The following is a 23,701-nucleotide window of genomic DNA, read 5'->3' on the forward strand; positions in this document are numbered from 1 at the left end:
TTCGCTCCCTTTCACTTTAATTAACCTCAACAAATAAATTTAAAGGCTACTCAATATTCGCTTTTAATTTATTTAACGCATCAACCGAAAAACCTCGATCATAAAAATATAAAATTTCGCCGCTGCTATTTATAAGTACCACACGAGAGTTATTTGGGCTTTGATTACCTGTAAACTTTTGAACTGTCTCGCCATCTTTATAAATAGTGATTACCCCACCCCATAATTCTTTAGGGATGCCTTTGCGCATACCGCTGTCTATAAATGTGCTAAACATACGTGGTGCCATGCCGGCAATGGTTGGTAGTTCGTATGTAGGGAGCGTTACGCCCGCCATATCTAAACCAATTAACCAACGGTCTATATCAAACTGGCTGTCTTGCTTGTACCCAATGAGCAGTAGTGTTTTATCTGCTTTAAAATCACTTGGTATAGTCACCATAGTTTGCTCTAAGCTTTCGCCACTAATGCTTGGGAACTGCTTACCTGTTAATTGCTGGTTTGGGTACTGTGTTGTACATGCGCTAAGTAGTAAAAGTGCAAAAGCACTTAATATTAATTTGATCATAATAAACCTAATATTTATAAATTTCATACCGATACGTTTAGTATGGCAGCTGAGATCTAAAAATGCTGATTAGTTATATAATTTTTAAATTTAGACGCAGCCATGGGCTTACCGTATTTCCAGCCTTGTCCGTAATGCACACCCGCTGTTTTTAAAATGGCTTCTTGCTCAGTGGTTTCAATACCTTCTGCTACACAGGTATAATTAAACTTATGCACAAGTTCCATAATATTTGGGATCATAGAGGCTTTTAAGCCCTCAGTTGTTATATCTTGAACAAACGTACGATCAATTTTAAGTTGATGAAAGCTCAAATTTTGTAAGTTTCTTAAATTTGAATAACCCGTACCAAAGTCATCTAATGATAAGTTAAATCCCGATTCAACCAAGGTTCTAAAATGAGCATGCGCGATGCTTGTATCAAGGTATTCGTCTTCCGTTATCTCTAAACAAATAATAAAGCGTGAATTGGTAAGCTCTTTAATTTGTGGCAGCAACGACACGTTACCCAGCTCTACATCACACGGAAATATATTAAGCGACACTTTAAAGCCTTCAGGCAATACCTCTATAGAAGTTAACTCTTTGATTGTGGTGGCAATCATGGCCTCAGTAAAAGTCCAGGTTAAATTGTTTTTTCTAATAACCGGAATAAACTCATCTGGAAATAAAACACCGTACTTATCTTCAAAACGTGCAAGTACCTCGCAACCAATCAGCTTGCCACTTTGCAAACAAATAATAGGCTGGTAAGTCCAATAAAATGATCCCTTTTTGAGTCCTTTACGAATACGCTGATTAATAGAGCGACGTGCAGCAATTCTTGCATCAACTATTAACGCACTCGATATTCCCGCTAAACAGGTTAAAATTAACGAAATTATTAATAATAAGTGGTTATTAGAAAAAAACAGACTCCAAGGTAAGTGCACTACCACACAATATTGGCTACTTGCAGAACTGCAAACTAAATTAGTTTCGTAAGGAAAGAAAACATTGTTTTTTACTTGAAGGTAGAGATCCTCTTTACCTGCTAAATGATGCAAAGTATTTGGTGTTTTATAAACAACTTCCCAATCTGGCACAGTAATGCCAATGTTGGTAAAGGGAGTACTCTGCATAATTAAATTATAGTCCCCTTGTCTGACTATAATTACCTCCATAGGGCGCTCACTAAATAATAATAGATAAAGCTCTGGCTCAAAACGAACCCTCACCTGTTCATCATCTCGAATAAAGTCAGGCTGTTTGTCGTTAATTGGTTTACTTAATAAGCCTGCACCCGTAGTACAAACTAGCTGATTATCTTTAAAAAAACCTATATCAATTACATATTTTGCGTCAAATAAAGCGCGGCGCATCTCAAGAAGAGTTGTGTTGTCACACTGTTTAAACGCAAGCTTATTTAATGGGGTAAGTATTCGACGCCTCTCTGCAATTGCACCTTCTACATGAGTGAGAATATACTCAGCATCTGACTTTGTTTGTGCTGTTAATTGCTGCGCTGCAAAATTGAGTAAAATAATACAGCCAGTTATAAAAACTAACACTCCGGTTAGAACGGCTATAATAGATCTTTGTTGGTACTTTTTCATAGCATCTCGAAGTTGTTAATTTATATCACTACTTTATTAGATGATTGCATAAGTCGCATTAAATTCACACAGATAGATTTAACAATTATTGAGTGAGTTTTGAACCAATTGCGCTATTTTAAAGCCTATTGCCAAATGTTGGATATCATCAAAATGAATCCCATCACCATCTGTTATGTTAATGAACGAGTTAAAATCAATAAAAGCGCACTTATTATTAGCTGCAACGCTTTTAAATGCACTAGAGAGCTTTGTTACTTTTGTATCAGCCTCTTCATAAATACGTGAATACTGCTCGGTAATTCTTATTTTAGGTGGGCTAGCAATAATAATCTTAGGAGATTTTAAAGTACTACCTTGCTGATAATAAATGTGTATTGAGTTAATTAAATCATTCAAGCCATCTGCTATTAAAGTAGGTGTTAAATTAAAACGTTTTTTAAGATCGTTTGTACCAAGAGCTATAATAATAAAGTCGAGATCATGCTTATCCAAATAAGGCTTTAAATAGCTAACACCATTAAGCACACCGTCAAACGGGGGATTATGCACTAACGTACGATTAGGTTGCCCTGCCTCTATTACGTTAAAACCACACCCTAAGTTTTTATTTAAAAGTGATGTCCAACGGGTATTTTCATCAAAACGTTTACCCGTTACAGGGTTTAAGCCCCATGTATTTGAATCCCCAAAGCAGAGAATATTTTTTATTATTTGAGTCATTAAAATGGGTTGAGCGTATAGCCTTGCTGTTGAAGTTGTGCGTGAGCGGTCATAGCTGAAAGCGACATTTTTACACCCTCAATTAAAAGCGCTGGCGTTACTTTAAAGTGAGTAGCAGATTGCCCGCAAACATACACTTTAGTGTTGTTTGCTAGTAGCTGATCAATTAACGCTTGGTTTTTATTGTCAGCGTTAAAGCGTTTTTTATATTCGCTATTAGCTAACACATCAACACTTGCGCTACCGTGCACAACTAATGCAAGTTGTATGTTTTCAGGCTTTACGCCATGCGCCACATGCATGTTAATAAAACGCGCTAGCGAATTTATTGAATTATTTTGCGCGCCTTTTTCAGCGCCATCAGCAACATCAAATGCTATTTTAAATACCGTAGCGTCATTAATTTCATCATGCTCGGGGACATTGTAATAATTACCATACCCCTTAATTGGTTGCTCTGTTGCATATATTAAAGGGCTAAAAAGCAGCACTAACAATAGTAAATATTTCATAAAACAATCCTGTGTTTTTTAAGATTATTACTAAACTACCAGAGACAACCAAAAAAGGCTGCAATTTAAGCAACCTTTTGGGTACTTTTATGGCTGTGGTTAATAAACTGCATACCTAAATAACTAAACGTATTTTTAAACTGCTCTACAAAACAGGCGGGGGCTTCACTTGATGACGCATTAGAAAGCACTGAAAAATGCTTACTGCGTAAATTACGAAGCTTAGGTTTTAATACTTCATCGTCCATATAATCGGTTATTCTATCGATAAATAATTTCATTTGTACCGTAATGCTATACCAATAAACAGGCGACGCGAACACCCAATGATCGTATTTTAAAAGTGCTTCAAACACAGCGTAAAAATCATCATTTTTATAGTTTTTGTTATAGCAATACGGCGCAATTTTATAATCATCTAAGCATATTACACACACATTATTTTGCTCTGCAAATCCATTAACGTGCGCCTGTGTATTACCATTTTTGCGTGCGCTTGAATAAATAATAACAGTGCTACGCTCAAGTTTTTGTTGCATTTAGTTAGCTCCTTTTTTAATGTTGAAAGAAGCTTAAAACCTCAAGTTATATTGAGGTCAAACGGAAATTAAAAATAATGCCAATAGATCAAAAAAAACTAACTGAGGCCAACTTAACCGTGGGTTATGTAGCAAAGCGTAGCGGCGTAAAAGTATCAACCCTACATTTTTACGAAACAAAAGGACTAATACGTAGCTGGCGAAATGGCGGCAATCAACGCCGCTATAAAAAAGATGTACTGCGCCGTATAGCGGTAATAAAAGCCGCACAAGCAATGGGAATAACCCTTGATGAAATTAAACAAACACTGGCAACATTACCTGATCAGCGCACACCTACGCAAAAAGACTGGGCAGCCCTTTCAAAGCAATGGCAAGCACAGCTGGACGAGCGAATAGCGTATATGCAGCGTTTGCGCGATCGCGTTGATGGATGTATTGGCTGTGGGTGCTTATCTATGAGTAAATGCCCTATTTATAACAAAAACGACCACTTAGGCGAAAACCAAAGTGGTGCTATTTTGTTAGAGCGAGATTGAAGGCTAGATTAGAATTAATCTAAGCCACTTAGCCCCTCTCTCGCCGCTCGGTATAAAGCGCCTAGGGTTGAGTCGAATACAGATTTTATAAAGCTATATGTAAGCTCCACCGCTTTACTAATTACTTTGCCTGCAAACACTAACATATGCCCTAATAAACCTAAGGTTTGTGTTGCAAACGAGGCTGACGCTTTAGCTATTTTATCTAAAGTACGCGCCAACATATCGTAAAAAGTGAGGCCAGTACCAATAGCAGCTTGGGCAGCAACTGCACTGTAATAGCCGGCATCTTTTAAAAGTGTGACTAACGCAGCCCCTAGTTTATCTGCCCAATGTGAGGTAAATGATGCTTGATTTCTGTCTTCAAACTTCAAACGTACAGGGGTACTCAAAAAATGATTAGCTTGAATGGTTAAGTTGTTCCAATTATTACTATTGGCTGTGTTTATATAGCCAGGCGTACCATTGAGGGTATGCGCAGCACCTTTTAAACCTTGCCCATTATCTAAGCGTATTTCTTGACCGCTATAAGGCGCATGCGAGAACGGCCACAAAGGTACCTTAGCAACTGGGTCTGCACCATGAGTACAGCGATAAATTTTATCAATTCTTGATGTAGCAGCCCGAGAGAAGTTTTCAAGCCCAACGCGCGGTGAGCCAAACGTATATAGCTTTACAGGTATTGAATATTCAGCTCTAATCCAATCGGCAGAAAGCGTCGCTAATGCACCACCTAAGCTGTGGCCAACTAAATGAATACAATCGGTTACTTTATCTTTAATATTAGCTTCAACAAACTCCTGTAACGCGGGCTTCATACTGTAAAAGGTCTTATTAAATCCAGCATGCACCATACTGCCATTTGAGCCTCCACTTAAACCAAAATGGCCATCAGTTAAGCCATCTCTTAGCGAGTTAGTACCTCGAATTGTTATAACTGAATCCCCCTGATAATCGCCAAGCCCATGCCCTACTAAAGCAAAACCCGTACTTAAATTAAATAAATGGGAGAAAAAACCTCCCGTTACACCTTGTACTGCGCCAGGGTTAACTGAAAAGTTAAAATTGTCGCGCAAAGATGCATGAAGTGAACGATGAAGTAAGTTAGTGGTTTTAATGCTTTTTGCTTTATAAGCAAGGTTAGCTAATTGTACGGCTTGAGTGGGTGTCAAAGTATTCATATAAGTTCCCTTTAAATTAATAGTTAAAGTTTACATGATGTGTAAATCGCAAAAGCGTGGCTGGTATCTTCTTTAATTGGAATATCGTATGTTTGCGGCTCTTTAGAAATATCGCACTTCAAGTGTGCAAGAAGCTCTTTAAGTGTGTCACTTTTTTCATGAATTGAAACAAGCGTGTACCATAAAACAATTCCTTCTGGCGTGCCGTTTTCTAAATAAATATGTTGAACCAACGAGTCGTTATCAAACATATTAGAGGGCTTACCTGTCTTTATTGTTTTTTCTGTAAAAGTAAAATAACCGTGTTCGTCTGTTGTGGTTTCGTCAACGTATTCATCGCCATAGGTGAGTGAGCGCATTACTTTAGTGTTTGCAACTGGCTGCCCATTATCTAATAACTGCCCCTTTACTGGAGCCGATAAATAAAATTCTTGTTTATTAAAAAAACCAAACATATCCGCACAAGCCTGTGATGTAGTAAAAAAAACAACGGCAATAGAGGCTATTACCAACACAAAAATTTTTAAACGCGATAAAAACAAAGCAAACACTCTCCCAAGACCTAGCTATAAGCTACTTAATGTTTATGGCCAATTAATTACACCAACCATATTTATATTAAAAAAAAGTAGGGGAACATACTAATTAGGTACAATTATATTGCATGTTTTTTAATCAAAAAACAATCCTAATTTAATTATAAAATAGCGTATATATTAATTTGCCAATACTACTAAACGCGATACCGCCCACAAGCAAAAAACCATATATAAAACTAATAGCACCCGCTGAAGGATCGCTCCTTTTATCAATTTCTATACATGCCGTGCACACAACAAAAAATATAAAAAAGTTTGCGATAACGCCTAAAATAAAAGCATGCCCAAATAACGGTGATACACCTGCCAAAACTGCGCCCAATATTAAGAGCAAGCCTGAAAATGAATGTTTATTAAATCGGCTCTCTATTATTTTTATAACTAATGTGGCTAACATAAAGAGTAAAAAGTATAGCGTTGGCCAAAACTGATAATATAAATACCCCCAGTTTAAAAGCTCACCTGTAGTTGATGAATAAGTTTGTTCACCTATGACAGGCGCTGAAGCATTCGCGGCATTTTCGCTAAAAAAATATCCTAACCCACCAATAATTAATTTTATAATCCAAAAAAATAAAAAGCTGGCAATAGTAAACCCGATAGCGTCATCTCTTGTTAATCGTTTTTTAGCTTTGCTTTTTACAATAATGGCAAGCATTAAACCTAACAGGCATACACTTCCTAAATAAAGTAACGCCTGCCAAAAGTTATCAGAATAAAATATAGCTAACCCTGGTGCTATAAAAAGATACATAGCATCTTCGTTATCTAATGAACGGCTTGGAGTACTCCGATCTGACTCTTTAAAAAGAGCTAAATATACAAATAAAGGCTGTAAAAACAGCATTAAAATACTCGTGGTGATAAGGCTCATAGATCATCCTTGATGAGAAAGAATTAATGCAGCACTTGTGCTGCATTATAATGTGGGTGTTCAATAATAAAGAGAGGTAGGTATTAAAGGTTTATTTTTTGAAAATACGTTTTAAGTTTTAAAAGTCCTGACTCAAGTTCAAATTTTTGTATTTTAGGATTTTTGAATTTAAACCCATTAGAAATATGGGTATTAATCATCGTCGCCATACCCTCAAACCCAGCTGGCGCAGTGGCAACTAAATCGCTCAACAAAGGGTTTATAAGCACTTGATGCTCTTCTATTAAAGTTGGGTCTTCATATATATCGTAAACAAGGTTAGTTAATGTTTGTTGGTTTTGTTGTTCCATATCATTTCTATAGCGCCTTAGCTTAGGCGTTCATAGCTCCTTTATATTTCTAGATAAATACATTTAAAGTTTAATTTTCAGCTAACGAGGCTTTGGCTTGCTTTTGTATATATTTAGCGCGATGCTCCCAATCAGCTCTGTTTGCATAATTTATAACGTAATCAGTATGGGTAATTACTTTATTCCACATACCAAGTCTTTGGTAAATAGTGGATAGTTCAAAATGTGCCGAAACAGTTTGAAAGTTTATTTCATTATCATGCAGTAAATACAATTCATATAATCGTGCAGATTCTCTTAAATCCTTTTTTACGAAGTGGCCACTTCGGTATATCCAAGCAAGTTTTTTTAAAGCACTATACTCGTTATTTGCAATACGAGAATTAAGTTCCTCCAAATAACGAGTACCATCTCCGGTGTGTACGCCTATGTAATATAAAGCCTCCCAATCACCAAGACTATATGCTTTTTCACACCATGCTTCTAATTGTTCAGGTGCATGCATTAAGCTTTTTTGGCATTGCTTAGCGGCCTTCTCTACAGTTAGGTTTGGGGAGTTAATATCTATATTAGGAAAAAGTGATGCTCTCAAAACCGAAGAAAATACAAAACACCAAGTAAAGATAATTATTGATATTATTTTTACCATTGTAGTGAACCATCACTATTCACACGCTTTTCAGGTATGTGCACTTGAAAAGATTTAACAGATGATTCGTACGGGTAGCCTTCTCGATAAAAATAAAGCTCTTTTAGGGGGTTATCCTGATTCGAGTCACCTGAGCAACGTCTATCACTTATGCAACTTAACCCTCCAATAAAGTCGATAAAGCGTACATTGAAAATATTGTGATCTTTAAGAAATACATCTACACCAGGCTGGTCTGCTGCATTTAGTACAGCATGAAAACGATGCATAAAAGCAACAACTCTATTCTGACTTGAACGGTTTAATATAGTAGCTAAATTAACTGCCCAAAGTGCGTTTCTATAAGTATGAGTATCAAAGCAATCGCCTCCTATACCCTTCTGTGAAGAGCATACACTATCCATTATATCCATTGTTTCAACTAACACGTCGAGCGCGACTATTTTCATTCCAATATCGCGCGCAGCCTTAACAAGTTCACCATACGCATGAGGTGTTAAATAGCCATGGGTCCAATACTTATTAAAATACTGCTGTATAACATCAAAGCCTTTACCTGTGCGCTGATAAAAGTCTATTTTCTCTTGCATAGCTCTTGGTAGCATTTCGATTGCAAAATGCGTAAAACCAGCAGCTTTTAGCTGTTTGATTGCCTTTATTGCTTCATACTTATAACCAGCAGTGCTATGGCTTGATTCACCGAGCATCACTAAGCGTGCATTACCGGCCATTGTTTTATAATTTACATCCGTGTTTATTTTATTCACTGTATTTCCTTATGTTTAATAACTTCAAAGGGCTTTTAAACTAGATATTTTACATTTACTGACTGTTACTGGTTTTTATAAAAATGGCTCAGTAGTTACCTGAGCCTTAATTTAATTACTAACCCAGTGCGATATGAGGTGAAACTTTTACCGCAGCAATTACTAGTGTTTTGAGTTTTTCTAACATCCAAGTTAAAGCTTTTTTTACACCTGCATAAGTTATATCAACGGCAACAAATGGCTTTCCTACAAAGTTAAGTATATGCCCAATTAGCCCTTTACTATCTTCAGCAAACTTAATCGACATTTGAGAAATCTCTACAATTGACCGAGCTAATAAATCATAAATAGTTAAAACACCTGATGTGCCTATTTGACCCATAATACTTGCTAACTTACCGCTCTCACGTAATAAAGTGATAAGGGCACTTGTGATTTTTTCAGACCAATGTGCATTAAAAGAAGCATGATGGCGGTTATAGTACTTTAGACGTGTCATCGTTAAGTTAGATATAGAGCCTTTCTGCATACTTTTATAGTCAGGGTAACTAGCTGCAGTGTTAATATAACCTGGCGCATTACCTGCCATTTTATGCGCCGCACCCGTTAATGAAACACACGTACTTAGCCTATATTCGCTCCCCGCATGTACAAACGGCCAAACAGGAACCATAGCTACAGGGTCGCTACGATGAACAGCCCTATAAATGCCATCTAATCTTGTCTCTGTTTTAATTGCGAAAGGGTTAAGACCCACCCTTGGAGATCCAAAAGTATAAAGTTTTACAGGCACCTTATATTGAGCTTTAATCCAATTTGCTGCTAACGTTGCTAAAGCACCACCAAGGCTATGGCCAATACAGTGAACAGGGCGCCCACCTGCCTTACTCAATATTGCTGCTAGCTGCGGTTTAATAGTTTCAAAAGTACGATTAAATCCAGAATGCACCGGAGTCCAGTTTGGACCAACGGTAACACCACAGTGTAAATCTGTTAACGCATCAGCAAGCCCAGCAGTACCGCGTATTGCTATGACAATCTCGCCCCCATGGTTACCAGTACCTTTGCCTACACCAAAAAAGCCAAAACCAGTAGATTGGTTCAATACATGCTCTGCTGTTGTGCCACTTACACCTGTTAGTGTTGATGTTTTTGAATCAAATGCAAAATGCTTACTAATAATTGGATTCGATTTTATTTTTTTTGACTGTTCACCAGCCGCCGAAACCGCAATGCTTTTGTACGCAAAATCAGCCAGTTGTGCCGCTATGCTAGGAGATAAAATTTTCATGTAAAATCCTTTTATTATTTAAAATCTTTAAAGTAATCCGTATCGTCGTCTTCAGTTTCATAGATTTCAAAGTCACTTTCCCATCTACAAATAGTCGAGCCATAAAAATCTAAATTTTCATGAGCATGGTTAGGAAATATAAAATCTACATTAGGTGATACTAAATCAGCGTTTAGACTGCTTAGCTTTTGTTTGTACTCGTCGGGCTCATCAATTCCACGTAGCTCACTATTCCAAAGCTCATACTCTTCACCGCCATGAATTGCAGTAATAAGTTGATAAGTAACTTCATGGGAAAACATATCACCGGGTATTTTTGACTCAACAACAACTTCTGGCATATTAAACGCGCCATCGGAAGCTGTAATAACCTGATCTTCTTTTTCAATTTTATGTGCAAATTTGAGGCTACGATTAATTAAAACACCTTCAACGGGATTGCCGTTTAAAGTAATAATCCCTTTAACTTCAGAGCACATGTGCACACTGTATTTTTTTATTAAACCAAACATAGTGGTTCTAAACCTCTGCTTTTATAATTGAGTACCATAATTAGTCTTCAATTATGTTCATTATTTCATCGTAATCCACTTCAACAGATTCAGGTTCAGGGGTGCCAGTTACAAGAAAAGATAGGTAATCTGTAAAGCTCTTAAACTTAGACACTTCTTGTCCATATGTCTCAGTTAGAAATAGCCCAACTTCACCAGCACGCTCAGATTCTTGCGAAAATAAAAAATAATAACCACCACCGTCATATGAACCAATCACTACTCCTGTAGGTGAAACGGAGATATAGTTGTTATCATCATTGTATAACTTTTTATAATGTTGCGTAGTAGGTATAACATCGGCATCTCCCTCAAACAGCGCCCCTTTATCGACAAATCCACAAATAATTTCACCAAACCAGACTGTATAACCATACTTTAATAGATAAAATTTATAGTCTGCAGGTAAAGTAATATTAAAAGTGTCTTCTAACTCTTTGACTTCAAACTCCTCAGCCCCGCCTTGACGACTTGTGAAATTTTCTTTTTTTGCAGCTTTATCCATAATGGCTGTAAGATCTTTAAACATAGTAATTCCTATTAGTCTGTATTCGATAGATTTGGACCATTCCCACTAGAATCATATGGACTCTGGCCATCAGCATACCAATGTAACTCTTTATTATTTTCAGTGTGATAACTATCTGATAATATTTGCAAATTATTTAAATCATTTGGGTTTTCTGCCGCTTCGCACCTGAATATAGGCTTTTTATGATGTACATTATACCCTGGAGGAACTTTACCTGAAAATGCCATTTTTTTAAGAGTCGTCTCTTCAAAATGATTATGTGCCTCGTGATTATCATCATTCAGAGCTTCTGATGCGTACTTCCGAATATATTCACTTCTTTTAGGCGGAAAAGCTTTCCTAGCCATCTCAACTTCACCCACAGTACGTTTGTGATATTTAGTTGGTTTTGAATCCGGGTTGAGCTTTACGCGCTCACTGTTAATAATATGCTGTTCAGCAAATTGTGCTGTGCTTATAACCTCTGTACTAATAACTTCACCTGATGTACTCATTTTATTGAGTTTAATTAAGCCATTATCTTCATCAAGGCCTGCAATATCATATACATGCTCTTTTCTATATTTAGCACCCTCTGCTGTATATTTAAGAGTCGATTTTTGTAGGTCGTTAATAACTGCACTTGCAATCGCAATTTCTAGAATTTTATTTTTTGTAGCTTCATCAATACCACCTGAAGAAACTAAATTAGAAAGCATTCTATCAAGCCTTTCTTCACCCTCTTTACACAACAACCCAAACGGATCCACCCAATTCACCGGATTTGGTGCATATTGATAGTGATTTATACCACCCACTAAGCCAATTGGGTCTTGGTTTATAAAACGTTGCTGTTTGGGGCTGTAGTAGCGATAACGGTTATAATGCAGGCCACTCTCTTCATCTAAATATTGCCCTTGAAAACAGATTGGCTGGGTGAAGGTGTTTTCTTTATTAGTGTCAGGCTCGGCTTCTGGCTCTTCATAACCATACACATCGGCTTGGTTTTTCCATACGACTTCTGCTTTGTTATTGGTTACAAAGCGTGGGGTGTTAAGTTGGTCTAGGTGGTAGTAGTACACCTCGCCTTGTTTAATCAGCGCAACTGGGTGAAATTGATTTGGCAGGTTAATGTACCAGGTATATTCACCGTGTTGGCATTCGCCGATTAACTGGTCGTTATCCCAAATGTAGTCAATTTTACCGTGCTCGGTGTGCTTGGCGATACGACGCCCCAGTGGGTCGTAGTCGTATTGGGTGAGCGTGCCGTTGTTGTTAAAACAGCTTAACTGATTAAACGCATTGTATTCACGGCGGGTTTTAATGCCTTTGCCGGTTTCGCGTATTTGGTTACCAAACTCGTCGTAGTAAAAGTCGCTGTCGCCAAATTGTGTTAGGCGGTCTGCGTCGGTGGCACTGTTTATTGTGGTGTTGTTATTGCCTTCATTGTTTATTACTGAGTCAGCGTTGCTACTATTTTTACTATTATTTGGCGCTAACTCTTTGTATTCGCTATGCGTGGCGCGTGTTAAATCAATAGAAAAGCTGGCTGTATGCTCATTACTGGCAGCCTTATGTTTTGCACCTTGGTTGCCGCTAGCTATATCGCTAGCTTCTTTATCACACGTGCTTGTATCTTTAGTGTCTGTATCGCTTGTGTTTGATTTTACTGTTTGGCTTTGAGGGTTACCAAAGCTATCCCACTGGTAGTGTGTGGTTGTATCAGTACGTGAGCTTGCTAAAGTTTGTTGTATTAATTGCCCCAAGCTGTTGTATTCAAAATTGATATTTTGGCTGCTTACGCCTTCGTTTTTACGGGCAATCAGCTGGTTGACGCTATCGTATTTGTACGTACAGGTATCAAATAATGCTTGCGCTGGTTGTGTAAGCTGTTGCTGCGTTAAACGGTTGAATACATCACACTGTTGAGTAAGGGTAATACTGTTACCAAACTGCTGGGTTTTAATATTACCTTGGCTGTCGTAGCTTAATGTTACAAGCGGCTTTGCAAGTTCAACCTCTTTGTTGTTGGTTTGCAATAAGTTAATGCCGCTTAGCTGGCCAAACTGGTTGTAGCTATATTTAAGCGTGGTTGAGTCTGGCAGCGTAAGGGTTTGTCTTCTGCCGTATTCGTCGTAACTGTACTTTAAGGTATGCGCTTGTTGCTGGTTATTAACTTGCTCAGCACACAATAATCGCCCGCCTTTATCAAACGTTTGTTTAAGTGTTGATTGCGCATTATGTGCACGCGCAATTTTACCTTGCTTTGTGTAGCTGTAGTAATTGGCGTTATTAATGATATGTGAGTCACTGGCAAGGCTTGCATGCTGCGCAGTTACACGGCCTAGGCTGTCGCGCTCTATTTTTACGTGGCGTTTGTTGCTTTGCGTTACTGAAGTTAAGCGGTTACAGGCATCGTATTTATATTGCTGTAGCGTGCCATCAAACCCGGTTATTTGTGTTGGATTTTCGTTCGCGTCGTAACTTATGCGGTATACGTGGCCGTCGCTTCGCTCGATGGCTGTTAAGTTCCGCTCTTTGTCGTACGTTAAATGCAATGCGCTGCCATCGGGCTGAATAACACAATGCGGTTGGCTTAGCCCTTCAAAATGTTGCTCTGTGGTATCGCCTTTGCTGTTTTGCGAGCTAATTAATCGCCCTGCTTCGTCGTAGCTAAAATTTTGATGCTGTTTATTTTCAGGCTCTTTTTCATCAAAGGCAATGGTTTGCGTAAGCTGGCCGTGCTCATTGTATTTATATTGAGTGAGTAAGCCTGCGTTGTTAAGTGTGGCATTTACGCGGCCTAGGCTGTCGTAGCTGTAACGTATTAACTCATCGTTATGGTGTTTTGCTAAAAGCTCGCCTTGCTCGTTCCAAATAAATTTGGTGATTTGACCATTTTTATTAATATGCTGGGTTAACTGGCCGAGCTTATCGTAGCTGTATAATGTGGTGCGGCCATCGCCAAAGGTTTCGCTTTGTAATAAGCCAGCCACACTGTATTTACGCGTAATGGTTTGGCCATCAGGTAGGGTAGTTAATACACGTTGCCCAAGTTGGTTGTAAGCAAAATGGGTTTGGCTACCATCTGGCTGCGTTATTGTTTCTAATTGGCCGAAAGGTGTGTAGCTATAGCGCGTTGTGCTGCTATCGGGCTTTATTTCACTGAGTTTTTGGCCTTGTGCATTGTATGTATATTGCCAAACATTGCCGTTAGGGTCGGTATGTTTTACCAATTTACCTTGTGCGTTATGTACAAAGTGCTCTTTGTGGCCGCGAGAGTCTATACAGGTTGTTTCACCGCGCTCAAGGTTGTATTCAAACTGGTAAGTATAGGTGTTGTTATCGCCCCACTGCTTTATACATTTAGCGCTGGGTGAGTAGCTATCCCACTCAAAATGATGGCTAAAGCCACTGGCTCGGGTACGCTTTGTTAATAAATTAGCGGCGTTATACGCGTAGCGCTCAGTTTCGTTTTGCTGATTAGTAGACTGAACAAGGTTTTTGTTTTCGTCGTACTCATAGCTTGCAAGCAATGGCGATAGCAATTGCTGTTTGTTGTTCTTATCGGTGCAGTACGCTGCTATTTTGCTTAATAAACCTTGCGCGTTGTAGCTAATTATACAGCCACGTACTTTGTTTACTTCTATACGGTGTAGGCGCTCTTTCGCATCGTAATAAAACGCGATGCTTTGGCCTTTTTCGTTAATTATTTTTTCAAGCAACCATGCGCTTTCGCCTGGTTTAAAGGTAAGGTGTTGGTCGTCTGGCGTTACAAGTACTTGCTTACCATTTGTTTGGTAATGTAGCGCAAGGTTACTACTTAACTGATAGCTCGATTGGCCAGGTTTTACCTTTTCAAATTTATGTTTAGCGCCATGCTCGTCTTGGTACTCTAACCAGTAGGTGCCTTTTTGCTTAGGGCCCACTTTTGGCGGCGGCAAGTAATGCTCAGTAAGGCTTGCCATAAAGTCATGGCGCCATCCATTACCCATTGTTGTGCATACATCAGCATGAGATGAGCGATACAAACGTCGCCACACTAATTGGCGGCTGCCCGCCAATGTAAAGTCGATAAGCGGGAGGATTTCTTCGCCCGACAGCATTGATACCGGATCTGAACGGCACTCTTGATTTGTAATGGGCTCTTCGCTTGCGGTGTTATTACTTGCACCGCCAGTGTTTTTAGCGGGTGCTTGCGATGCGCTTTTCCCTGATGCTGTTGAGCTTGATTTTTTGCTCGACTTTTTGCCAGCTGCTCCACTATTGGTGTTATCACTAACTTGAATAGATGACTTTGCTTTTTGGTGATAACACGTTACAGCGCCAGCTATTAAAGCTTGGGTAAGTGCACTTGCGGTTTCGCGGGCAGAGGCGCTGCGTGGGCAGCTAACGCCTGCGCTATTTAATAAGTTAATTACGTCGAGGCGTTTGGCAGCATCGCCAGTTAGCGCACCACCAATTTCAGCTATTTGCTGTTTAGCACTTTGTGCCGTGTTTGCTACTGCAGGTGCATAGCCAGAGGGCGTTTGGCCTTTACCAGCAACGAGGCAAATGGGGTAACTTGTTCCTTGTAAAACAACTGTATTACTTTGCATTAGTTGTGTACTTCCTCACTTATCCATAAGTATGATGCTGCGGCCTGGTATTTTGATTGTTCTTGAGAAATCACTAACGCATGTTTAAAGTGATTTACAATAGCCGGGCTTGAGGTCAATTGATATAAATTAACGAGTCCTTCAAGCGCACCAATTTTACCTAATTTGTAATTAGGTAATTCATAATGTGTATGCTCACTAATTAAATTACTGAGCAATTGTAAATTTGTTAACCACACATCGCTTTCGTGGTTTACGCCATTACCTGGCGCACATATAAAATCTATTTGTTTTTTACTATTAAGCGCAATGTTAGAAAAAATCCCACTTAATTGGTTATGCTTTATAAAATCTACAGATGGAGCCAGTTCGTGGCTTTGTTGCATCCAACCAGTTTTAACCGCTGTAACAGTTGCAAATGCACCACCAACACCTTGATAGGCATATTCACCGTTTATATTTGCTTTGTGTGTAGCGTCTACTGCAAGTACGTTAACCTTTTTCCACTGATTTTTTTGCACAAGTTCGATCATTGTATTAGCGCCTGTAGCACCATAAAACAAAATATGACTTACATGCTGTGGAAATAACTGTTTTAAACTATTTGCCAAAAGTTGCTTAAGCTCGCCTTGGTATTCAAGCGCAGGAAGCAACCAAACTAAAGGTGCTTGTAAGTCTTCAACTTTTGCAAATAATTCTTTTGCTTTTAATATGCAATCGTAAATGCATGCATTCCACGATTGCCATTCTTTAAACTCATTTGATGCAGACTCTTCGCCGTATAAAAGCTCATCTATGTCTTGAGAAAATGGCGCTAAAAAACACTCCATATTAATATTAAAAGCACTCACAACACGGCCTCCGCAGCTAACTTTTTAGCATTAGCGTGTTGGTAGTAGTTATATAAGTTAAATACAGCTTGGCTATAGCTATCCATAGCAGACATTTCTATAGCATTTAACTTAGTATTTAGCGCTTTACCTGCTACTAAGCGCGAAGATGAAAGCTCGCCCTCAAACTTTGGCCAGTTAGTGTGTAACTGACGCTTAAATTCACTACACGATAACTCATCACCTTGCCATGCTTGCAGTTGTGTTTCAAAGCTCACTAATAAATCAAGCTTATCGCCGAGCAAGCGCCTTATTAAAGCAATAATGGTATGTGGTTCTTCAACTTTATTTAAAAAAGTATTAGCTAATGGAATTAATTTTGCAAAGCTACTTTGCAGTAATACCTGCATAGTTTGGTCAACCGTTAAAGTGTTGCTTGCATGGTTGCCAACTACATTCACCTGTTCCCAACTGAGTGATAATAAAAAAAGCGACATTAACGGAGAATTAATAAGCCCAGCATTGCATAAGTGTTTAAACGTATTTATTACTTCGGTATTTTTGGCTTGGCTACTTATTAATAAATTTTGCTCCAACGCTGGCTGTAAATGCTCAAGTGACTCTTTGTCAGTGGTTAATGCAAAGCACAAAGTTTTTAAGTCAATATAAGCGATTAAATTCAAGCTGTGTTGCTGTAACAGAACTTTATAAATAATTAATTTAGTTAGGCTATGTAAGGTAGGCTCGTTCATTAAAGCGTTAATAAACGCTAAGTTAATGTTTTGAGGCAAATTAGCCATTACCTCAACGCATGCTTGTGCAGTGGAATCAATATTGGGGTCACTTTGTAAAAAAGTGATTAATTGCACTAAATCTGGCTGGCTAAATTTTTGTGGGACGTTATTTTTCTTAGCCGTTAACCAACATGCTTCTAATAGCTTTGTTTTAAGCGTTTTAATAAAACCTACGCATGTAAAAGGGCAATATTGTGCTTCACTAATTGCTAGCAGTTGCGCTTTATGATTACTTAGGTATGTAGATAGCAAGGTTAGCCACCTATTAATACTGTAGGGTTGCCAACAACAATTTTACCGCCGTGGGAGCTGTCATCGCCCATTCTAGCTGCAGGCTTACCGTTAATTTTAACCGAGCCAGAACCCGATTTAATACTATCTGGTGGGCCAATACACACCATCATGTCGCCTTTGCGCGCAGCAGGCATTCCACCAATTAAGACATTAGTTGAACCAATAACTACAGGGCCGCCTACATGCGGCACTGTGCCGGTTGTTTTGGGACACACATGCATGTGACCAATTGTAGCTGCGGGCTTGCCCATAAAGACTCCTTGTCTGTTTATATTTTTAAATAAAACTAATCAAATAAAGGGATAATTAATAACTTGCTGTGCGCCACTAATAGAGATAAACACTCTATTAATTCACTTTGAGAATAATCTGAAAGTGCAACAGGGCTTTGCATAGCATATTGGTATAATCCCGACACAACATCTTCACTATTTAATACTGGGTGTAAATTATTTAAAAACTGGCCAGCGTAATAACCATTCATTGCTTTTAGGTGACTTAATGCTGGATTTAGCAATGGATCGTCTGGCCTATTAATTGGCAAACATATTAAATGCGCAAGCCCATAACGGCAATATACAACATATCCGTTATTATTAATGCCGTTTCTAAGTCCTGAATGAAAGCTATTTATTATTTCCATATTTGCACTAATTTAATTTAATCATTCCAGCTGATAAAGTAATAGCACTGCCGTCAACTTTAACATTACTACCTTTAATATTTATATTAGTGCCTTCAATAGTTATATTACCATTACTGCTCATTTTTATTTGTGCAGAGCCTGTTTTAATAACTATTTCATCACCCGCTTCTATATTTAATGTTTTACCTACTTTTAAAGTATCGTTTTTACCCATTTCGGCAATACGATTTTTAGCAACATTAAGGGTGTCGTTGTTAGCAATATCTGTTTTTCTGTCGTTGCCAATTTCAATGTTGTGGTCGTGATCTGTCTTATCGTTTTGATCGTTTTTAACATAGAGCTGCTTGTCTTTTTCTGCTTGAAGATAAACCAGCTCACTGCCTTTTTTATCTTCAAACCTAAGCTCGTTAAAATTATCTGCTCCGCCTTCTTTTGTAGAACGCGTTTTTATGCCGCTTTGCGTTTTTTCTGCCGGTAATGCATACGGAGGCATTAAGTCTGCGTTATACACGGCCCCACTTATTATAGGTTGATCTGGGTCGCCATTTATAAAATCCACAAGTACTTCTTGGCCAACGCGAGGGAAGAAAAAAGCCCCCCACTTTTTACCAGCCCAGTTTTGGGCAACGCGGATCCAACACGAACTTTTAGAATCTTTTTTGCCTTCTCTGTCCCAATCAAATTGCACTTTTACACGACCATATTGGTCAATCATAATTTCATCAGCGCTATCGCCAGTTACGATTGCCGTTTGGACCCCGTTTATTACAGGCTTTTTCTTATTTATTTGTGCTCTGTAAGGGATTTCTTTTGGGACACATTCAAAGTGATTTGAATAAACTTCTTCTACCGATGACTGCTGCGAACCTGATTGGTTGGGTACTGTAATTGAAGTCATCATAGAGGTAATAACAAATGTTTTACCTTCAAGACGAGGGTCTTCGTGCTTTTTAAAACTAAATAACTTACCTACAGTAAATGAGCGGCAATCACTGCGCCCACTAGAAAGCTTCATGTCTCTTTGCAATGACTCTAGCTGCACAGACGCTAGATTAGCAGCGCGCGGGTGGCACTCTTGCTCGCCCGTGTATTCAAAAATTTCAGAGACCGATTGAGTAGGAAGTTCAGCGTTTGCTTGCTCGCCATCTGGGTATCGTGATGGCTGTTTAAAATCGTAACCAACACGTTTAAAACTACCAGGGGCAATGCTTAAGCCACCTTGCCAGCGCGATACGTGTGATTCGCTTAAATGGCCAGTTGAAAATACAACTTTGCCTTCATTACATACTTCGTAAGCCGTAATATCATCAGCTAATACAAGCGTATGGTTACTGTTTGAGTGTTCAAAAAAGTAAAATATACCTTCTTGTTGGAATAAGCGCTGAATAAAATCAAAATCAGACTCTTGATACTGAACACAATATTCATATTTAGGGTAGGTTTTACTGGTTTTATCGCTAAAGGCAACATTGTGTTGGCCAAATAAATCAGCAAAAATTTCTTTAATTGTTTTCTTTTGAAAAATGCGGCTATTTTTACGATTGCGCATTGAAGCTGCGAATGGAACTATCGTCGCTTGATAATCTATATAATTTTTTTGCTCGTCAACATCAGCCGTACGGCTGCCATTTGAAACCAAATGACTAACAATGCCGTGGTAGTAACGCTCACCACCGCCATCTGCATTTTTTACTTTAATAGATACAGGTTTACCCACTAAGTCTTCGTGCGCGATTTGTTTACCAATAGTGTACATATTGGCCGACATAACAAACAAATCAGACATTGCCTCTTGGGCAACAAAGCGAGTTAAATAGAGGGCATCTTTACCAACAGGGGTGCTAATTTGAATTACGTTTTTATCTTGTGTTGCTTTTTGCATTCCTTGCTTTTCCCGTCCTAAAGATCAAAAAAAGCTCTGAGCAATGCCCAGAGCCATTATAAGGTAACAAATATTACATTTGTTGACCTTTAACACCGCTGTAACCGTATACAAGAGGAGCAGTAATGTTATTTTTGTCGTCTGTTGGAGTAACAGTCATCATCATTTCTGTGTAGCTGATAGTGATTGTTTCGATTGGACGATCATTTTGTACTGAAACTGAGTAGCTAGAAATCATTGCATCTGTAAGTTCGATTTTCATGATTTCTTCAACCTTATCACCTTGCTTAGTGATATGGAAAACAGCTGGTAAACCTTTACCGATTGTCGCTTCTTTGAAAAGATCCGGAGATGCTTTATCTTGAAGTTTAGTGATTGTTACGTCACCAAGGCGAGTAGAGCTTGACTCACGGTCCATCGCTGTACCAGTAGCTGAGCTAATTTCGCGACTTACATTCCAATCAAGAGATAAAACTGTAATTAAATCTTTGAAAGACTCAGCAGTAGTTTCGCCTTTGATTGAACCGTATTTTAAATATGTATTTGCTTGCATTTGATAATGCTCCTTTTTATTAAACAATGTTATCCATTAATACTGGATTCTTTACTTTGGTATATACCAAAATTCCTTTGAAACCATTATCTTTAATACAGCAATGAAAAGGCCTTCTGATTCCTTTCCTTAGATGAAGACAATGTCTCAAAAATTCCATGTAGTGATATCAGGCACCAAAATTATAATGCCCTCAAACTAAAGAAACAACCTTAATAACAAGTTATTTCAAATTAACTTTAATTAACCTTTAATTCAGCTCTAGTTCAAATTCATTATCTTTTACTAATAGCGATATACTATTAATTTCTTTGTCGTCAATCATGCTAGAAAGTAAAACCTCAGACAACAATGGCAGCACTCTATTTTGAAGTATAGTGTGAATATTACGTGCACCTGAGCCTGCATTTTGGCAATTAGCAATAATATATTCAATTACATCGTCATTATAAATTAACTCGGCATTGTAGTGTTTTTTAACACGTTTAATTATTTTATTTATTTGAATAGCGGCAATTTCAGTAAGAATATCGTCACTTAACGGAATGTAAGGTATTACATTAATACGACCTAAAAATGCCGGTTTAAATGAAGCAAGTAAATCATCTTGTAATGCCTTTAATAAACCTTTGATGCTTGGTTTACTTTCTTCGTCTTCAAACAAGCTCATTGTGGTATCTGTGCCCACGTTTGAGGTCATAATAATGATTGTGTTTTTAAAGTCGATATCGCGGCCTTCACCGTCTTTAATTGTACCTTTATCAAACACTTGATAAAAAATATCTTGTACGCCTGGGTGTGCTTTTTCCATCTCATCCAAAAGTACAACACTATATGGCTTTCTTCTTACTGCCTCGGTTAATATTCCTCCTTCACCGTAACCTACATACCCTGGAGGAGAGCCAAGTAATAAAGAAACTTTATGTTCTTCTTTAAACTCTGACATGTTAATTACCGTGACGTTTTCTTCACTACCATACACTTCTTGGGCTAGCGAAAGTGCAGTTTCTGTTTTACCCACACCGCTTGGCCCTGCTAACATAAATATACCGTTAGGACGGCTTTCATCTGCTAGCTGAGCACGAGATGTTTGAACAACTTTAGCTATTAAATCAAGAGAGTGGTCTTGCCCTACAACTCGTTGCTTCATTTGCTGTGCTAAATTTAAAATGCCATGTATTTCATCTTCATGCATTTTGCCAACAGGTATCCCTGTCCAATCTGAAATAACTTGCGCTATAAGCTCTTCGTTAACCTGCCAATGAACCATATTATGTTCAAAAGAGGCTAGCTTCTCTTTACTAAGTCTTAGCTTATCGAGTATCTCTTGTGATGACTCTTCATCTTGAGAGTTAATAAGCTCTAAAGCTAGATTAAGCTCAGCCACAATTTCTTTTTCAGTACTAAATTGCTCATTTAACGGCGCTAATCGCTCTTCAATTGTAATTAGCTCTGCTTTTAATGTGTCTAGTTGCTGTGAATGATCTAAGCCCGTTTTTTGCTCTCTGTTAAGCATTTTTACTTGTGTTTCTATTTCGCTTAAGCGATTTACAAGCTGCTCTATAGTATTTGGAGTAGATGCTTGGCTCATTGCAACACGTGCACAAGCTGTATCTAGTAATGCAACGGCTTTGTCTGGGAGCTGCCTTGCAGTAATGTAACGATGTGATAAATGCACCGCGCCTTCAAGTGCTTGCTCAGATATAAACACTTTGTGGTGTTTTTCCATTACAGGCACTAAGCCTCGTAACATTGCCACCGCTTTTTCAGGGGTTGGCTCTTCAACTTTTACAACTTGGAATCGGCGTGTTAATGCGGCGTCTTTCTCAAAAAACTTTTTGTATTCAGCCCAAGTAGTTGCAGCTATTGTGCGTAATTCACCACGCGCTAAAGCAGGCTTTAATAGATTTGCCGCATCATTTTGACCCGCTGCACCACCGCTACCAATCATGGTATGTGCTTCATCAATAAATAAAATAACCGGATTTACCGCATTTTTTACTTCATTGATAAGCGATTTAAGGCGATTTTCAAATTCCCCTTTCATACCTGCACCAGCTTGTAATAGTGCTAAATCTAAGCTGTGAATTTTTACATTTTGTAATACAGCAGGTACGTCTTTTTGAGCAATTCTTAATGCTAGCCCTTCAACAACAGCTGTTTTACCTACGCCCGCTTCACCAGTTAAAATTGGGTTGTTTTGGCGGCGTCTGGTTAAAATATCAACCATTTGACGAATTTCGAAATCACGACCAAGAATAGGGTCTATTTTTCCAGCGAGTGCTTGGGCAGTTAAATCAACAGTAAATTGATCTAAACTTGGAGTTTTAGAACCAACATTTGCTTGAGTTGACGCATTTTGTACTGAATGGTTGCGCTCTTGAGATTGCGCAACTATTTCAGGCCATGCATGAAGCAATTGACCAGGCTCTATTTTATTAAATAACTTACTACAACGTGTTACTAAGCTAGATAATGTATCGTCTTTAGTAAGGGTATAAATAACGTATGCACTACGAATTTGATTATCTGTAAACTCAATGCTGGTACTTAACCAAGATTGCTTAAGAAGACTCGTAACATGCACTGACAAACTAGGAGATGACTCACTACCCGTTTTAAACGACTCTAATGATTGATTTAAATCCTGTTGAACTTTATCAATATCTATATCGAACGAGCCAAAAATTAGTCTAACATCATCTAATTGCTGCTCAATCATTGCAAGTAACCAATGCTCAAGTTCAACCGTGAAATGACTGCGACTATTACATATAGCAACAGCACCTTCTAGGCTTTTTCTGCAATCAGGACTCAGTTTTTCAACTAGTTTATTCAGTGTCATCGAAGACATA

At 38.4% G+C, this 23,701-nt stretch carries 23 protein-coding genes; 1 reads left to right on the forward strand and 22 read right to left on the reverse strand.

All coding sequences use genetic code 11. The features are described 5' to 3' along the window. Window positions 1-46: 46 nt before the first annotated feature. The 5 genes from H5157_RS03105 to H5157_RS03125 form a co-directional block, all read right to left on the reverse strand. On the reverse strand, window positions 47-568 hold the full coding sequence (locus H5157_RS03105) for a hypothetical protein (protein WP_182724112.1): 522 nt from the start codon (window positions 566-568) through the stop codon (window positions 47-49). A 56-nt stretch (window positions 569-624) separates the two neighbouring features. Continuing rightward, entirely contained in the window at window positions 625-2,163 is a 1,539-nt protein-coding gene (locus tag H5157_RS03110; protein WP_182724113.1) for an EAL domain-containing protein, read from the reverse strand. A 78-nt stretch (window positions 2,164-2,241) separates the two neighbouring features. Then, on the reverse strand, window positions 2,242-2,877 hold the full coding sequence (locus H5157_RS03115; protein WP_024595602.1) for an SGNH/GDSL hydrolase family protein: 636 nt from the start codon (window positions 2,875-2,877) through the stop codon (window positions 2,242-2,244). 8 nt (window positions 2,878-2,885) lie between these two features. Next, complete coding sequence (locus H5157_RS03120; protein ID WP_182724114.1) at window positions 2,886-3,398, reverse strand: DsrE family protein; 513 nt, start codon at window positions 3,396-3,398, stop codon at window positions 2,886-2,888. A 65-nt stretch (window positions 3,399-3,463) separates the two neighbouring features. Beyond that, the gene (locus H5157_RS03125; RefSeq protein WP_182724115.1) at window positions 3,464-3,937 is read right to left on the reverse strand and encodes a flavodoxin family protein; all 474 of its coding nucleotides are present in this window, start codon (window positions 3,935-3,937) and stop codon (window positions 3,464-3,466) included. 77 nt (window positions 3,938-4,014) lie between these two features. Here H5157_RS03125 and soxR point away from each other — a divergent pair, with 77 nt between their 5' ends. Then, complete coding sequence (gene soxR / locus H5157_RS03130; RefSeq protein ID WP_024595605.1) at window positions 4,015-4,476, forward strand: redox-sensitive transcriptional activator SoxR; 462 nt, start codon at window positions 4,015-4,017, stop codon at window positions 4,474-4,476. 14 nt (window positions 4,477-4,490) lie between these two features. Here soxR and H5157_RS03135 read toward each other — a convergent pair whose 3' ends face one another. From H5157_RS03135 to tssH, 17 genes are all read right to left on the reverse strand, one after another. Continuing rightward, window positions 4,491-5,657, reverse strand: coding sequence for a lipase family protein (locus tag H5157_RS03135; RefSeq protein WP_076924320.1), 1,167 nt, complete (start codon window positions 5,655-5,657; stop codon window positions 4,491-4,493). 23 nt (window positions 5,658-5,680) lie between these two features. Further along, window positions 5,681-6,112, reverse strand: coding sequence for a DUF4198 domain-containing protein (locus H5157_RS03140; RefSeq protein WP_253188801.1), 432 nt, complete (start codon window positions 6,110-6,112; stop codon window positions 5,681-5,683). Between the two features lie 238 nt (window positions 6,113-6,350). Continuing rightward, window positions 6,351-7,130, reverse strand: coding sequence for a hypothetical protein (locus H5157_RS03145; RefSeq protein WP_182724116.1), 780 nt, complete (start codon window positions 7,128-7,130; stop codon window positions 6,351-6,353). Between the two features lie 83 nt (window positions 7,131-7,213). Continuing rightward, entirely contained in the window at window positions 7,214-7,480 is a 267-nt protein-coding gene (locus tag H5157_RS03150; RefSeq protein WP_182724117.1) for a hypothetical protein, read from the reverse strand. A gap of 70 nt (window positions 7,481-7,550) precedes the next feature. Further along, complete coding sequence (locus H5157_RS03155) at window positions 7,551-8,129, reverse strand: hypothetical protein (RefSeq protein WP_259399342.1); 579 nt, start codon at window positions 8,127-8,129, stop codon at window positions 7,551-7,553. Next, complete coding sequence (locus tag H5157_RS03160) at window positions 8,123-8,896, reverse strand: ChaN family lipoprotein (protein WP_182724118.1); 774 nt, start codon at window positions 8,894-8,896, stop codon at window positions 8,123-8,125. The genes H5157_RS03155 and H5157_RS03160 overlap by 7 nt, the downstream gene beginning before the upstream one ends. A 118-nt stretch (window positions 8,897-9,014) precedes the next feature. Then, on the reverse strand, window positions 9,015-10,187 hold the full coding sequence (locus tag H5157_RS03165) for a lipase family protein (protein WP_182724119.1): 1,173 nt from the start codon (window positions 10,185-10,187) through the stop codon (window positions 9,015-9,017). A gap of 14 nt (window positions 10,188-10,201) precedes the next feature. Then, complete coding sequence (locus H5157_RS03170) at window positions 10,202-10,699, reverse strand: DUF6795 domain-containing protein (protein ID WP_182724120.1); 498 nt, start codon at window positions 10,697-10,699, stop codon at window positions 10,202-10,204. 40 nt (window positions 10,700-10,739) lie between these two features. Next, entirely contained in the window at window positions 10,740-11,267 is a 528-nt protein-coding gene (locus H5157_RS03175; protein WP_182724121.1) for an SMI1/KNR4 family protein, read from the reverse strand. 11 nt (window positions 11,268-11,278) lie between these two features. Further along, window positions 11,279-15,847, reverse strand: a complete 4,569-nt coding sequence (locus H5157_RS03180; RefSeq protein WP_182724122.1) for an RHS repeat-associated core domain-containing protein — start codon at window positions 15,845-15,847, stop codon at window positions 11,279-11,281. Continuing rightward, window positions 15,847-16,698 carry a hypothetical protein gene (locus H5157_RS03185; RefSeq protein ID WP_182724123.1) on the reverse strand — a complete coding sequence of 284 codons (852 nt, stop codon included), beginning with the start codon at window positions 16,696-16,698 and terminating at the stop codon, window positions 15,847-15,849. The genes H5157_RS03180 and H5157_RS03185 overlap by 1 nt, the downstream gene beginning before the upstream one ends. Further along, window positions 16,695-17,723: a hypothetical protein gene (locus H5157_RS03190; RefSeq protein WP_182724124.1), complete on the reverse strand. Its 1,029-nt coding sequence runs from the start codon at window positions 17,721-17,723 to the stop codon at window positions 16,695-16,697. Before H5157_RS03190 ends, H5157_RS03185 begins: the two co-directional genes overlap by 4 nt. 2 nt (window positions 17,724-17,725) lie before the next feature. Next, window positions 17,726-18,016: a PAAR domain-containing protein gene (locus H5157_RS03195; RefSeq protein WP_024595244.1), complete on the reverse strand. Its 291-nt coding sequence runs from the start codon at window positions 18,014-18,016 to the stop codon at window positions 17,726-17,728. Window positions 18,017-18,051: 35 nt separating this feature from the next. Further along, window positions 18,052-18,408, reverse strand: a complete 357-nt coding sequence (locus H5157_RS03200) for a hypothetical protein (protein ID WP_182671935.1) — start codon at window positions 18,406-18,408, stop codon at window positions 18,052-18,054. A gap of 7 nt (window positions 18,409-18,415) precedes the next feature. Continuing rightward, window positions 18,416-20,293 (reverse strand): type VI secretion system Vgr family protein, encoded by a 1,878-nt coding sequence (locus H5157_RS03205; protein ID WP_182711773.1) that lies wholly within the window; start codon window positions 20,291-20,293, stop codon window positions 18,416-18,418. 73 nt (window positions 20,294-20,366) lie between these two features. Further along, window positions 20,367-20,846: a type VI secretion system tube protein Hcp gene (locus H5157_RS03210; protein ID WP_024594574.1), complete on the reverse strand. Its 480-nt coding sequence runs from the start codon at window positions 20,844-20,846 to the stop codon at window positions 20,367-20,369. A 250-nt stretch (window positions 20,847-21,096) separates the two neighbouring features. Next, window positions 21,097-23,700, reverse strand: coding sequence for a type VI secretion system ATPase TssH (tssH, locus tag H5157_RS03215; RefSeq protein WP_182716264.1), 2,604 nt, complete (start codon window positions 23,698-23,700; stop codon window positions 21,097-21,099). Window position 23,701 lies beyond the last annotated feature (1 nt).

Source organism: Pseudoalteromonas sp. SG43-3 (genome assembly GCF_014164385.1).
In the GTDB taxonomy this organism is placed as follows: domain Bacteria; phylum Pseudomonadota; class Gammaproteobacteria; order Enterobacterales; family Alteromonadaceae; genus Pseudoalteromonas; species Pseudoalteromonas distincta.

Coding starts and splice junctions, on each gene's coding strand:
- H5157_RS03105 (WP_182724112.1), bottom strand. CDS start 568: ATGATCAAATTAATATTAAGTGCTTTTGCACTTTTACTACTTAGCGCA.
- H5157_RS03110 (WP_182724113.1), bottom strand. CDS start 2,163: ATGAAAAAGTACCAACAAAGATCTATTATAGCCGTTCTAACCGGAGTG.
- H5157_RS03120 (WP_182724114.1), bottom strand. CDS start 3,398: ATGAAATATTTACTATTGTTAGTGCTGCTTTTTAGCCCTTTAATATAT.
- H5157_RS03125 (WP_182724115.1), bottom strand. CDS start 3,937: ATGCAACAAAAACTTGAGCGTAGCACTGTTATTATTTATTCAAGCGCA.
- soxR (WP_024595605.1), top strand. CDS start 4,015: ATGCCAATAGATCAAAAAAAACTAACTGAGGCCAACTTAACCGTGGGT.
- H5157_RS03135 (WP_076924320.1), bottom strand. CDS start 5,657: ATGAATACTTTGACACCCACTCAAGCCGTACAATTAGCTAACCTTGCT.
- H5157_RS03140 (WP_253188801.1), bottom strand. CDS start 6,112: ATGTTTGGTTTTTTTAATAAACAAGAATTTTATTTATCGGCTCCAGTA.
- H5157_RS03145 (WP_182724116.1), bottom strand. CDS start 7,130: ATGAGCCTTATCACCACGAGTATTTTAATGCTGTTTTTACAGCCTTTA.
- H5157_RS03150 (WP_182724117.1), bottom strand. CDS start 7,480: ATGGAACAACAAAACCAACAAACATTAACTAACCTTGTTTACGATATA.
- H5157_RS03155 (WP_259399342.1), bottom strand. CDS start 8,129: ATGGTAAAAATAATATCAATAATTATCTTTACTTGGTGTTTTGTATTT.
- H5157_RS03165 (WP_182724119.1), bottom strand. CDS start 10,187: ATGAAAATTTTATCTCCTAGCATAGCGGCACAACTGGCTGATTTTGCG.
- H5157_RS03170 (WP_182724120.1), bottom strand. CDS start 10,699: ATGTTTGGTTTAATAAAAAAATACAGTGTGCACATGTGCTCTGAAGTT.
- H5157_RS03175 (WP_182724121.1), bottom strand. CDS start 11,267: ATGTTTAAAGATCTTACAGCCATTATGGATAAAGCTGCAAAAAAAGAA.
- H5157_RS03180 (WP_182724122.1), bottom strand. CDS start 15,847: ATGCAAAGTAATACAGTTGTTTTACAAGGAACAAGTTACCCCATTTGC.
- H5157_RS03195 (WP_024595244.1), bottom strand. CDS start 18,016: ATGGGCAAGCCCGCAGCTACAATTGGTCACATGCATGTGTGTCCCAAA.
- H5157_RS03200 (WP_182671935.1), bottom strand. CDS start 18,408: ATGGAAATAATAAATAGCTTTCATTCAGGACTTAGAAACGGCATTAAT.
- H5157_RS03205 (WP_182711773.1), bottom strand. CDS start 20,293: ATGCAAAAAGCAACACAAGATAAAAACGTAATTCAAATTAGCACCCCT.
- H5157_RS03210 (WP_024594574.1), bottom strand. CDS start 20,846: ATGCAAGCAAATACATATTTAAAATACGGTTCAATCAAAGGCGAAACT.
- tssH (WP_182716264.1), bottom strand. CDS start 23,700: ATGTCTTCGATGACACTGAATAAACTAGTTGAAAAACTGAGTCCTGAT.